Annotated in this window: 15 protein-coding genes; 2 read left to right on the top strand and 13 right to left on the bottom strand. The window is 38.9% G+C overall.

What is annotated here, in order from left to right; all coding sequences use genetic code 11:
* Positions 1 to 36: 36 nt before the first annotated feature.
* From UKS_RS01515 to UKS_RS01490, 6 genes are all read right to left on the bottom strand, one after another.
* Positions 37 to 1074, bottom strand: a complete 1038-nt coding sequence (locus UKS_RS01515) for a SepM family pheromone-processing serine protease (protein ID WP_156011479.1) — start codon at positions 1072 to 1074, stop codon at positions 37 to 39.
* Positions 1058 to 1546: a pantetheine-phosphate adenylyltransferase gene (gene coaD, locus UKS_RS01510; RefSeq protein ID WP_049496228.1), complete on the bottom strand. Its 489-nt coding sequence runs from the start codon at positions 1544 to 1546 to the stop codon at positions 1058 to 1060. Before coaD ends, UKS_RS01515 begins: the two co-directional genes overlap by 17 nt.
* On the bottom strand, positions 1536 to 2075 hold the full coding sequence (gene rsmD / locus UKS_RS01505) for a 16S rRNA (guanine(966)-N(2))-methyltransferase RsmD (protein ID WP_049496231.1): 540 nt from the start codon (positions 2073 to 2075) through the stop codon (positions 1536 to 1538). The genes coaD and rsmD overlap by 11 nt, the downstream gene beginning before the upstream one ends.
* A gap of 64 nt (positions 2076 to 2139) precedes the next feature.
* Entirely contained in the window at positions 2140 to 3132 is a 993-nt protein-coding gene (asnA, locus tag UKS_RS01500; RefSeq protein ID WP_049496233.1) for an aspartate--ammonia ligase, read from the bottom strand.
* A 109-nt stretch (positions 3133 to 3241) separates the two neighbouring features.
* Positions 3242 to 3925 carry a Bax inhibitor-1/YccA family protein gene (locus UKS_RS01495; RefSeq protein WP_156011477.1) on the bottom strand — a complete coding sequence of 228 codons (684 nt, stop codon included), beginning with the start codon at positions 3923 to 3925 and terminating at the stop codon, positions 3242 to 3244.
* A 55-nt stretch (positions 3926 to 3980) separates the two neighbouring features.
* Positions 3981 to 4721: a TrmH family RNA methyltransferase gene (locus tag UKS_RS01490; protein WP_156011475.1), complete on the bottom strand. Its 741-nt coding sequence runs from the start codon at positions 4719 to 4721 to the stop codon at positions 3981 to 3983.
* A 33-nt stretch (positions 4722 to 4754) separates the two neighbouring features.
* On the opposite strand from UKS_RS01490, the gene UKS_RS01485 reads away from it, so the two are divergent.
* Together UKS_RS01485 and yidC are read left to right on the top strand one after the other, a co-directional pair.
* Positions 4755 to 5033, top strand: coding sequence for an acylphosphatase (locus UKS_RS01485; protein WP_049496243.1), 279 nt, complete (start codon positions 4755 to 4757; stop codon positions 5031 to 5033).
* 77 nt (positions 5034 to 5110) lie between these two features.
* Positions 5111 to 6037, top strand: coding sequence for a membrane protein insertase YidC (gene yidC, locus UKS_RS01480; protein WP_156011473.1), 927 nt, complete (start codon positions 5111 to 5113; stop codon positions 6035 to 6037).
* 143 nt (positions 6038 to 6180) lie between these two features.
* Here yidC and UKS_RS01475 read toward each other — a convergent pair whose 3' ends face one another.
* The 7 genes from UKS_RS01475 to UKS_RS01445 form a co-directional block, all read right to left on the bottom strand.
* The gene (locus UKS_RS01475) at positions 6181 to 7269 is read right to left on the bottom strand and encodes a sensor histidine kinase (RefSeq protein WP_156011471.1); all 1089 of its coding nucleotides are present in this window, start codon (positions 7267 to 7269) and stop codon (positions 6181 to 6183) included.
* Complete coding sequence (locus tag UKS_RS01470; RefSeq protein ID WP_156011469.1) at positions 7239 to 7925, bottom strand: response regulator transcription factor; 687 nt, start codon at positions 7923 to 7925, stop codon at positions 7239 to 7241. Before UKS_RS01470 ends, UKS_RS01475 begins: the two co-directional genes overlap by 31 nt.
* A gap of 62 nt (positions 7926 to 7987) precedes the next feature.
* A complete protein-coding gene (locus UKS_RS01465) occupies positions 7988 to 8707 on the bottom strand; it encodes an ABC transporter permease (protein WP_156011468.1) in 720 nt (239 codons plus the stop codon).
* Between the two features lies 1 nt (position 8708).
* Positions 8709 to 9494 (bottom strand): ABC transporter permease, encoded by a 786-nt coding sequence (locus UKS_RS01460; protein WP_156011467.1) that lies wholly within the window; start codon positions 9492 to 9494, stop codon positions 8709 to 8711.
* 1 nt (position 9495) lies between these two features.
* On the bottom strand, positions 9496 to 10206 hold the full coding sequence (locus UKS_RS01455) for an ABC transporter ATP-binding protein (RefSeq protein WP_049546677.1): 711 nt from the start codon (positions 10204 to 10206) through the stop codon (positions 9496 to 9498).
* Positions 10207 to 10376: 170 nt separating this feature from the next.
* Positions 10377 to 11171: a pyruvate formate-lyase-activating protein gene (gene pflA, locus UKS_RS01450; RefSeq protein ID WP_156011466.1), complete on the bottom strand. Its 795-nt coding sequence runs from the start codon at positions 11169 to 11171 to the stop codon at positions 10377 to 10379.
* Positions 11172 to 11296: 125 nt separating this feature from the next.
* Complete coding sequence (locus UKS_RS01445) at positions 11297 to 12547, bottom strand: diaminopimelate decarboxylase (protein ID WP_156011465.1); 1251 nt, start codon at positions 12545 to 12547, stop codon at positions 11297 to 11299.
* Between the last annotated feature and the right edge of the window lie 18 nt (positions 12548 to 12565).

Genomic DNA, 12565 nt, shown 5'->3' with positions numbered 1-12565 from the left:
CTGTTTGCGCGCTAGTTTGGAAACTTCACTCAAAAACTAGGGATTGTGTTTCAAGTAATCAATTGCATCTTGTAGGGTTTTAACTGGCACGATTTTCATATCTGTCTTGATTGTTTTAGCTGCTTCCAGGGCTGTTTGGTAGTTGTTTTTGGCATCAGGATGTGCTTTTTGTTCTTCTTCGCTAACAGGGTTATCCGGGGCAAAGAAAATAGCAGCACCTTCTCTAGCCGAAGCAACAACTTTCTTATCAATACCTCCAATGTCCCCCACATTCCCATCGCGGTCAATTGTACCTGTACCAGCAACGATACGACCATTTCGAAGACCTGGGTCAGCTATTTGGGTATAGATGGCCAGACTAAACATGAGACCTGCACTTGGACCGCCGATACCAGCTGTTGAAAAGCGAATTGGAACATCACTGGTCACTTCCGTACGGTCAATCAAGCCGATCCCAATTCCATTTTTGCCATTTTCCAAGGTGATAATCTTTCCTTCTGCTGACTTGGTTTGCCCATCCTCTTCATAGGTGACCTTGACGGAGTCCCCTAGCTTTTGAGAATTGACGTAATCAATCAAGTCTTTGGAACTATCAAAGGTCTGATCATTGACTGCTGTGACGATATCAGAGATGTTAAGAATCCCTTTAAAGGTTGAATTATCGGTCACCGTCAAAACATAGACCCCAAGGTATTTGAGTTCAATATCCTTACCAGCTGTTTTTAGTCCTTGATACTTGGCCATGTTTTGTGATGTCTGCATGTAAAATTGATTGATCCGCATAAATTCTACATCAGAAGAACCACCTGTAGTCTCTTGGGCACTACGAATATCTGTGAAAGGTGTCAACCAAGCATAAATCATATGAGCTAAAGTGGCGTGTTGGACACCAACTGTAACGAATTGATAGGCACCAGCTTCCTTATCTTCTGTGTCATTTACTTTAAGGACTTGGCGAATATCTTCCGAACCACCTGGAACCTCTATGTAGTATGGCAAGGGCACTACAAACGCCAAGAAAGTCACAATCAAGGCCGCAATGACGTATAAGGGCCATCTAATCTTTTTTTTCATTTCTTATTTCCTCCAAAATACTCTCAGGAACATAGCAGGCAACATCCTGACCAAACTTCAAAAGCTCTCTAAGGCCTGATGAACTGATATAGAGATGTTCAGGTCTGCTATGTAAATAAATGGTCTCTATATCAGGAGACAGCTGATGGTTGTAGTAATCAAAACTGGCTTCATATTGCAAATCCGACGCATTTCTCAAGCCTCGCACTAGGAAAGTAACTCCTAGTCTTTTTGCAACATCAACTACCAATTCATCATGAGAAGACACGACTTCAACATTTTCCAAATGTTTCACAGCCTTTTCTAACCCCCGTTTACGATTTTCGATAGGGAGAAATCCTTGTTTGTGAGGATTAAAAAAAATACCCACATAAAGATTATCAAAAAGTCTACTCGCCCGTTCAATGATATCCAGATGCCCATTTGTCATCGGATCAAATGAGCCTGTGAATAAGCCTATCTTATCTGACATAGACTGTCACCTTACTAATTCCATAAATTTTTTCCTTCCAGATACCCAGGCAGGCAATTTCTTCTGGAAGTTCAACGGTCTTATCCGTCTCACACACGACCATTACATCTTCAGAAAAAAGCTCTCTCTCAGCCATTTTTTCAATATCTGCTACGATTTGTTCCTTGGCATAAGGAGGGTCTAAGAAAATAAGGTCAAATTCCCCAGATACTTGTTCCAATGCTCTCTCTGCATCCAGCTTGAGGAGTTGAAATTTTCCAACTTCCTTAGTCATCTGAATATTTTCAGCCACGATAGCCTGAGCCTTACGGTCTCTCTCCACCAAAACAGCGCTGGACATGCCACGCGAGACTGCCTCGATAGATAAACCACCACTACCTGCATACAGGTCCAAGACTCGTCCCCCTTCAAAGTAGGGACCTATCATGTTAAAGATAGCTCCCCTAACCTTATCCGAAGTAGGTCTTGTCGTCTTGCCTTCTAGTGTCTTGAGGGGACGTCCCCCATAGATTCCTGATACGATTTTCATACCGTTTATTATACCAAATTATGAGCGAAAAGAGAAAGAAAACCGAACCTTGCGATTCGATTCTTTACAAAATATTTTCATAAGTATCGCGGACTTCTTGAGGCCAAACACTTGTTTGCACTTCTCCGATATGTTTCTTGCGAAGTAGAAACATGGCCATTCGAGATTGTCCAATTCCTCCACCGATTGTCAATGGGAATAGGCCATTCAACAAAGCCTTGTGCCATTCCAATTCCAAGCGGTCTTCATCACCTGTAATAGCAACCTGACGGCGAAGCGTTTCTTCATCTACACGGATTCCCATAGAAGATAGCTCAAAGGCTCCACCCAGAGACTCATTCCAAACAAGAATATCGCCATTTAGACCCTTGTAGCCATTTTCAGATTCGCTTGTCCAGTCATCATAGTCTGGTGCCCGTCCATCGTGCGGTTTACCGTCTGACAATTCCCCACCGATACCAATCAAGAAGACTGCTCCAAATTCTTTACAGATAGCATTTTCACGCTCTTTTGGTGTCAAGTCTGGGTAGCGTTCTACCAACTCCTCTGTGTGGATAAAGGTGATTTGTTTTGGCAAGACAGACTCGATATCATAGCGGGCTTCAACAGCTAGCTCAGTAAGACGAATAGCCTTGTAAATCTTTTCGACTGTTTCTTTTAGATAAGCGATATTCCGCTTACCATTTGGGATAACTTTCTCCCAGTCCCACTGGTCAACATAAACGGAGTGAGTCGCATCCAGCGAATCTTCGTCTGGACGAAGAGCCTTCATGTGGACAAAAAGACCTTCACCCTCACCGAAACCAAACCGGGCCAAGGTATGGCGTTTCCATTTAGCAAGTGAGTGCACAACTTCATAAGTAGCATCAGGGATTTGGAGAACCTTGACCGATACGGCATTCTCCACACCTGATAAATTATCCTGCATCCCGTCGCCGACCCTGCTCAAGATGGGGCCTTGAACTTCGACAACTTCTAACTTATCTTTCAAATACTGGGTAAAAGTGTTTTTGACAAAGGAAATCTCTTCTTGTTGATGAATAAAACTTTTCTTCATAAACTACTCCTCAAAAATTAGTTAAAAGCATTATACACCTATTTTCAAGAAAAGGAAAGAGCAAATAAAAAAAACCAGTGCTCCTTCGAACACTGATGTTAGGGACTTTCTAGTCATTACGACCAAAGATACGTAGAATACTTAGGAAAAGATTGATAAAATCAAGATAGATACTGAGAGCCATTGACACAACCCAACCTGTCGCTACGCGGCCTTGTGATTGTTCATAGACATAGCGAATTTTTTGGTTATCCCAAGCAATCAGCCCAGAGAAGACCAAAACCATGGCTACACTAATCATATAATCAAAGAAACCGCTAGCCAAGAAAATATTGACTACCATAGCAATCAGCAAACCGATGAGAGTTGCCATCATTGCTCGACCAAGCCCACTCAAATCTTTCTTGGTGAACATACCGACTGCCGCCATGACAAAGAAGAGAAGGGCACTTGATACAAAGGCAGATAAAACTGTACCTGAAGTATAGAAGGCCACCACAAAACTGAGGGTAAAGCCGTTTAATACTGAGTAAAGTAAAAATACCGGAAGAGCCGCTGGACTATTCTTTGAAGCCATACTGCTGGCAACAAAGACCAGAGCTAGCTCTGCAAAAGTAGCAATAGTCAACCAGAGACGCCCTTGCATCAAAAAATAAACTAACTGAGACTGAAAGACCGTCAACATAAGGCCTGATACCAAAGCGGATAGTCCGATTCCCAGACCAACAAAGGCATAAACCTTAGCGTAAAATTGATTGAGACCTGCGCGGTCATGAATAATAGTGTGATTCATCTTTTCTCCTTTTTTTATGAACATCTTTCCTTGATTATAACAAATAAAGTTAAAATTAGCTTAAATGGAAAATTAAAATACCGGCTGCAACCGCAACATTCAAACTCTCCGCCTGCCCCTTCATACTAATGTGGACCAACTGGTCTGCACTTTCAGCCATGTGGGGACTAATTCCTTGACCCTCATTTCCCATGACTAGTACAAAATTTTCTATAGGAGGCAGTTCTCTGTAATCAACAGAATCTTTAGATAGGGTTGTTGCTAGCACAGGGATAGCTGCCTCTTTGGTCTCCTTAAGAAGCGATTGACTAGACATCCTATAAATAGGCAGATGAAAATGACTGCCTTGCATGGAACGTAAGGTCTTGAGACTATAGATATCTGCTGACTTATCTGAAACAATTACTCCAGTAAAACCTGCTGCATCTGCAGTTCGAATGATGGTTCCTACATTACCAGGATCTTGCACATCTTCCAAAAATAAGAACTTGCCCTGACTAAAATCAACTTGTCCTACTTCTTCTTTTTGAACCACCGCAACAATTCCCTGTGGAGTCTGAGAATCTGCCAAATCTAGCAAAATATCCTCTGAAACCCAGACAGTTTGCGGAAAAGCAGCTAACTGTTCTCGATAACTTTCTAGGGCAAAGATTTTCTCAATCGTTACCCCAGCTTGAACAGCTTCTTCAAACAAGTGCCATCCTTCAATCAAATAAGCAGACTTGCGGTATTTTTTTTGGTGTAATTTCTTGGCATTTTTTACCACAGAATTGGCTTTTGAGGTTATAATAGTCATAGAAACATTATAACACAATCAAGGAGGTTTGGTATGCAAAAGGTTAGAATGATTGCCCAAGGCAGGGTGCAGGGAGTCGGCTTTCGTTGGGGTGTCTATAGCTTAGCGCTTGAAATTGGTGGTATCACAGGTCGTGTCTGGAATAACGACGATGGCACAGTGGAAATCTTAGCTCAAGCAGACTCATCTGCTACCATGGCAAAATTTATCCAAGAAATCCGAAAAGGACCGACACCTTTTTCAAAAGTCAGCTACTTAGATGTCGAACTAAGCAACTTTCCTCCCTACCCTGACTTTAAAATCGCAAATTAGGTCTCTAGAACTATTGTATATTTTGTAAAAAAACAGTAGAATAGAAAGGTATAATTTTAAAAGAAGGAATAAAAACAGTGAAATCTATTAAACGTTTTGCACTCTCAGCTATGGGAGTGGCTATGTTGCTCGTATTGACAGGCTGTGTCCAAGTAGACAAAGCGACAGGCCAGCCAACAGGATTTATTTGGAATACGATTGGAGCGCCTATGGCTGAAGCTATTAAGTACTTCGCTACTGATCAAGGTCTAGGCTTTGGTGTCGCTATTATCATCGTAACCATTATCGTGCGCTTGATTATCTTACCACTTGGTATCTACCAATCATGGAAGGCGACACTTCACTCTGAAAAGATGAACGCCCTCAAGCACGTCCTTGAGCCACACCAAACACGTCTCAAAGAAGCAACGACTCAAGAAGAAAAACTCGAAGCCCAACAAGCTCTCTTTGCTGCTCAAAAAGAGCACGGCATCAGCATGTTTGGTGGTGTAGGATGTTTCCCTATCCTCATTCAAATGCCATTCTTCTCTGCTATCTACTTTGCTGCCCAACATACTGAAGGCGTTGCTCAAGCAAGCTACCTAGGCATTCCTCTAGGCTCTCCAAGTATGATTTTGGTTGCCTGCGCTGGTGTCCTTTACTATCTTCAATCGCTCCTTTCACTTCACGGAGTAGAAGATGAAATGCAAAGAGAACAAATCAAGAAAATGATTTACATGAGCCCACTCATGATCGTTGTCTTCTCCCTCTTCTCACCAGCTAGTGTCACACTTTACTGGGTTGTTGGTGGTTTCATGATGATTCTCCAACAGTTTATCGTCAACTATATCGTTCGTCCAAAACTTCGCAAAAAAGTCCGTGAAGAACTAGCCAAGAACCCGCCAAAAGCACGTGCTTTCTCTACACCAAGTGGACGAAAAGACGTTACCCCTGAGCAACCAACTGCTATCACAAGCAAGAAAAAACACAAAAATCGCAACGCTGGAAAACAACGTTCGAGATAAAGCTATGTAATTTATCCAATAATTAAAAAAGAATGAATGATAAATAGTTTTCATCAACTAGATATCATTCATTCTTTTTTATTATCTACTTTCACATCTTAAATTTATTTAAATCCTATGATAACAAATTAGTAAGTAAATCACTATGATTTAATACAATTCATAATTATTAAAACTTCTGCTCCCTCGTCTCTATTTCTAAGCTCAACTCGGCCTTTGTGTAGTTTTGCAACTCTACATACAAAACTAAGTCCAATACCATAATGTTGCTCTTTAACCGATCTAGCTTTATCCATACGATAAAATAGCTTTCCAAAATTAGTTAAAACTTCCTCTGGAAATTCAGAGCCATTATTCCATATACCTATTTTCAATTCTTTCGCCTCTTGCTCTACCCTAATTTTAATTTTAGGATTCTGTTTATCTGCATACTCCAAAGCATTTGTTAAAATATTTTGTATTGCACGAATCAGAAGAGATGGATTTATATAATAGTTTTCAGTTCCTTTCACATTTTGTTCAAAAGAAAACTTCATCTGATTTTTTATCAAAAAAGAGACTTCTTTCTCTAATTCATTGATAAAATCTGAAGAGGAATACTCCATCCAACCTGTCTCATCATCATAATAGGTTTTAGAATAGTGAATCAATTGATTGAAATAATCTAGTAACTGTTGACTAGCTCTTTCTATATCTGCTAAGCATTCTTGAGATTGGTCGTTTTCAGTTATCGCCTGCAAAAATTCCACATTTCCCCTAATAATGGTTAAGGGAGTTTTTAAATCATGAGAAGCTGCTGAAACCTGAAACATTAAATCTTCTTTCTGCTCTTTCTCATCAACTATTAATTGTCGAATTCTATCTTGCATCACAATAATCCTATTTCCTGTCTCACAAAATTCTTTAACCGTTAATCTTTCTGTACATTCCTTCTCCAACCACATACTATTTTCATAAATCAAAGTCATTTCATAACTCAGTTTTTTCAACAATTTTCCAATGTGATAACTTATTAGAACAATCAATAAAATACAAATATATATCCATGATGACACATTGAAAAAAATTGATAGAACACCACTATTTTTTAGAGGTTTCCCGTCTTCATTTATATGTATAGATACTGAAGCTAAGGGAATAAGATAGGCTATTAGTAAGCCAAGACAAAACTGCCAAATAATTCTCCAACAGGTTTCTCGAATTAATTGTCTAAAACTTTTGATTCTACCCATTGATATCCTCCACCGTACAAGGTTTTAATTGGATTTAATTGATAAGGTTTCAACTTTTGACGAATTTGATAAATGTACTCTGAAACCGAACGTAAAAGCGCTTCTGAACTTTGTGGATATAGATAATTATAAATTTCCTCAATAGAATATATTTTACTTGGGGTGCTTGCTAAAAGATTCACTATGTCAAATTCCCTCCTTGTCAAGGCAATCTTATCATCGTTTACAAATAGTTCCTTACTATCCGTATATAGTATAAGCTTCCCAATCTTTATTTGATGAACATTTCCTTTAGTCCGTTCTTCACGACGCAAGTGCATTTTAACACGTGCTAACAATTCTTGCATACTAAAGGGCTTCATAATATAATCATCAGCACCTGCATTAATTCCAGCTACTAAATCTTCATCCATATCCTTAGCAGTTATAAAACAGATAGGAACAGTTATCTGCTCGCGAATCATCTGACAGATTTCTAAACCACTAACAGGCATCATAATATCTAATAGAATCAAGTCAAAGCCTGTAAAATCACAAAGATCAATCTCTTCTATCTTATTTCGTATGACTACTTCATATTTTTCATATTCTAGTACTTTTTTTATTAGGCGAAGAATAGCAAGATCATCATCTACAACCAAAATTTTATAAGCCATAACTCACGCTCCTAAATTATATTATATCATTAACTGATAAAAAGACAGGATATCCCCTGTCTTTAGTGTACATTTTTTCCTATAAGTATCAATGTAGCAAATAGAAAAACAATTAACAACCAAACTATTTGTATCCCCAGACCTTGCCAAACTGGATAATAAAGTGATAAAGGATGGATATAGTAACAGTTCATACTAGCTAGTAATGGTAAATTTCTAAAAAAAGAACTGAATTGTAGTAGCATTTGTCCCAATCCCAATAAAAGAGATAAGCTTATTCCCAAAATTAAGGTAAAAGATCGGAAAATAAATACAAAAATACCACTTAAAAGAGAGAAGGTTAAAATAGAAATACAAACTGGAAATAGGATTGCTAGAACATTTTTAATATTGCTCAAAAGATTGATATTATAATATCCTTGAGTAAGTAGTATACATACTGATATTACAGCTAGCAATAATACAATTTCCACACATAACACAATAGCTAATTTACATATTATAAATTTTAAACGATTTGGACATGTAAGAAAACTTGTACGAAGGCTAGAACCTGTAAATTCCTGACCTATAAATAGGACAGCTAGACTAATAAAACCCGCCTGTCCTAAATAGAGACTTTGCAGTAGCTGTTCCAAAACAAAGTGTAGGGTCAACTGATCTGGTTTACTATTTAAAAAAATAACCATCGCCGGAACACAAAGTAATAGAGCGCCTATAATCAACCAATGCCAAGGATTCATAATAAACTTGAGATACTCACTTTTAAATTGCTCTTTCAACTCATTCTCCTCCTCCAATATCTGACTGAAGTACGCGGTAAATTGCCAAAGCCAAGAATGACAAATTCCAACATAGTAAAAGCAAAATATTTTGTAAACTATTCTGTTCTAACATTTGAGGAGATGTAGCAATAAGTCCATAGCTCAATGAAACTGGAAGAAATTTCGCAATTGATATATGATTGGCTAAGAATGTTCCTAAATTGTAGACTTGAGGAAGCAAAAACAATAGGGGAACAAGGGCTTTTTTAAATGTTAAAGCCAGAATATAGGCTAGCAGTCCCAACAAAGTCCAAGCTATACTGGCTAAAAATATATAGAACCAAACTCTCCCATTTAGTGAAAAAAGCAATAAGCCATCTTGTCCTAAAACATAATGTGTCATGTTAATTGTAAGGAATATTGATAGAAAGGAAATGAAAAATGAAAATACAAGCCAAACTAATGTTTTTGAAACTAGGAAAGAACTTCGATTTGTAATAGAGAGGAGGCTTGTACGAATAGCAGAGCCTTTGTACTCCTCGGCTCCGTAAATTGAGCCTAGGATAATCATAATAAAAATACCAAATAAAGTGACATCAAAACCTAAAAATTCAATAGGAGGTATAGCTTCTGCTAAATCTGGATTTGTCTCTGGTGTAGCATGGATACCAACTGAAACAATTTGAGAAGCACCAATATTTGCTAAAAATGTTTGAAATACAAGTATCAAGAATAGTACAATATGAGTAGCTCTCTTATAAAATAATTTCAATATTTCAGAATGAAGAGAGTAAATAAGTGCCATGTCACTTTCCTCCTTCTGTCAAACTAAAGAAGACTTCTTCTAGTGAAGAAAGATTTTTCATCACTTCTTGTAAAGTCCCTTTTATAAGAACTTTTCCTTTATTTATGATAACTACATCATCTGTTACTGCCTCCACTTCCGATAATATATGAGATGATAGCAAGACAGTCTTCCCTTCTTGAGCTTGTTTTTTTATAAACTCTCTAAACCACCGAATTCCTCTTGGATCCAACCCATTAGTCGGTTCATCTAATATCAGATATTGAGGATTTCCTAATAGAGCTGTTGCAATTCCCAAGCGTTGTCCTTCTCCTAATGATAATTTCCCAATTTTAGATTTTTTCTTATAACTAATATCCACCATATCCAAAACTTGCTCAATTCGCTGACTGGATATCCCATTACTAGCAGCAACAATTTTCAAATGTTGATAAACAGTCCTATCGTCAGGAGCTCCTACACTGTCAAATGAAGCTCCTACAGTCTTTAGAGGAAATTTTAATTCCTTATAAGTCTGATCACCAATTTTGGTAAGACCAGATGTTGCTTTGTCTAATCCTAATAAAATACGTAAGGTTGAACTTTTTCCAGCTCCATTTGGACCTAGGAAAGCAGTCACTCTACCTGCTTTTGCTTCAAAAGAAATATCTTTTAAAATTTGAGTTTGGCCATATGACTTACATAAATTTTTAATGGTAATACTTTGTTCCATGATGTTCTCCTATTCAATTTGTTGTATCAATTTAAACAAGTATATATTAACCAAAAATTTTCGGATTTTTTTCAGAATTTAGAGAGTAAAAAAGTTTTAAAATTTTGTTTCATTTAATTATCTAGATTTGTATAAACTTAAAAGCCCGATGTTTCCATCAGGCTTCTTTTTTATCCATGTACACGTTTCATATAGTCTTGATAACTTTCGGTATCCATGAGTTTTTTAGCGTTCTTAACGCGGTCTGCTGTTGGTGGTTTGACCCCTTCGAGGGAATAAGGAATTCCCAGTTCACGCCATTTAAACTCACCCATGGTGTGATAAGGTAGAATTTCAAACTTATCCACATTTTTAAGGGTCTTGACGAACTTCCCAAGTTCAATCAAGTCATCGTCTCTGTCTGTCAAACCTGGAACTAGCACGTGGCGAATCCAGACAGGCTTCCCAATATCTGATAGATACTGGGCACAAGCCAAGATATTTTTATTGGTTTGGCTAGTGACGATCCTGTGCTGTTCTTCGTTGATTTCCTTGATATCCAAGAGAACCAAGTCAGTGACAGCCATGAGTTTGTCAAACTTCTCAAGGTAACGTGGTTTATTACGGAATGGAAGGGCACAGGTATCCAAGGTACAGTGGATTCCTTTTTCCTTGGCCTTGGTAAAGAGGGCAATTAGGAAATCAATCTGCAAGAGGGCTTCTCCTCCACTGACTGTAATCCCACCCTTGTCTCCCCAGAAACCACGGTAGCGAAGAGCTTCTGTCAAGACATCATCTACTGTCCGTTCACGTGATTTATTGGACTCCATAGCCCAAGTATCCGGGTTATGGCAATACTGGCAACGCATGTGACAGCCCTGCAAAAAGACAATAAAGCGAATACCTGGGCCATCTACCGCCCCAAAACTTTCTGTCGAATGCACCATTCCTGTCACTTGTCCATAATCAATTGTTTCTTCAGACATATCGTTACCTTCCTTGAAAACGTTTTATAGTTTTATTATATCACGACTTGAAAGAAAAACAAGATTTTTGCCTATTTTTTAGAAAGCAATCTGTTTTTCAATTTCATTTTCAATTACTTATCATTTTATTTTTCAAAATCAAAGCCATACAAGGTTGCAAAGTAGTCCTCAGGGCGCTCTGCACGGCGGATTTGACGGGCTTTACCTTCTTCGGTATAGAGAATTTCTGCAGAACGAAGTTTGGCATTGTACTGGTAGCCCATTGAAAAACCGTGAGCACCTGTATCATGAATTACCAGCAAATCACCGATTTCTGTATGAGGCAGTTCGCGATTCACTGCAAACTTATCATTGTTTTCACAGAGTGAACCAACCACATCTACCACTTCAGTTGGTCCATCTGGATGGGTCACGTTAGTAATATGATGGTAGGCTCCGTACATAGCTGGACGCATGAGGTTGACTGCTGATGCATCCACACCCAGATAGGTACGGTAGGTCTCTTTCTTATGAGTGACCCTTGTGACCAAAGCACCGTGGGGTGCCAGCATAAAGCGACCCAATTCGGTGAAAATCTTAACCTGGCCAAGACCTGCTGGTGTGAGGACTTCTTCATAAACCTGATGAACTCCCTCACCAATCACAGCGATATCATTAGGCTCTTGATCTGGACGATAATTGACACCAATACCGCCAGAAAGATTGATAAAGTCTAGCGAAATGCCTAACTTTTCCTTGATTTCAACAGCCAATTCAAAAAGCTGACGAGCCAACTCTGGGTAATAGAGATGGGTCACGGTATTGGATGCTAGGAAGGAGTGAATCCCAAAAGTCTTAGCTCCTTTTTCCTTCAAGATGGCAAAAGCTTCAAAGAGCTGGTCCTTGGTCATGCCAAACTTGGCTTCTCCAGGATTGTCCATAATATCTGTTCCTAGTTCAAAAACGCCCCCAGGATTGTAACGACATGAGATGATTTCTGGAATGCCTGCTGCACGCTCTAGATGTTCAATATCTTCAAAGGCATCCAAGTTAATGGTCGCACCCAATTCTCGCGCATAGGCATATTCCTTATCTGGCGTATTGTTTGAAGAGAACATCATATCCGCCCCTGAAAACCCAAGCTTGTGACTCATCAAGAGCTCTACATAACTAGAGCAATCCAAACCGCAACCTTCTTCTTGGAGGATTTTCAAGATAGCTGGTGTTGGAGTAGCCTTAACTGCAAAATATTCCTTAAAGCCCTTGTTCCACGAAAAGGCTTGGTTGACGGCTCTTGCCTTCTCGCGAATTCCCTTCTCATCATACAAGTGAAAGGGAGTCGGGAACTCGGCAACAATCGCTTCTAAGCCTTCTCTATCGATAAATGGTGTTTTCATACGCTTCCTTTTATTCTA

Origin of the sequence: Streptococcus sp. 116-D4, from assembly GCF_009731465.1 — a bacterium.
In the GTDB taxonomy this organism is placed as follows: Bacteria; Bacillota; Bacilli; order Lactobacillales; family Streptococcaceae; genus Streptococcus; species Streptococcus pseudopneumoniae_E.
This window is presented reverse-complemented; position numbering and strand designations above follow the sequence as displayed.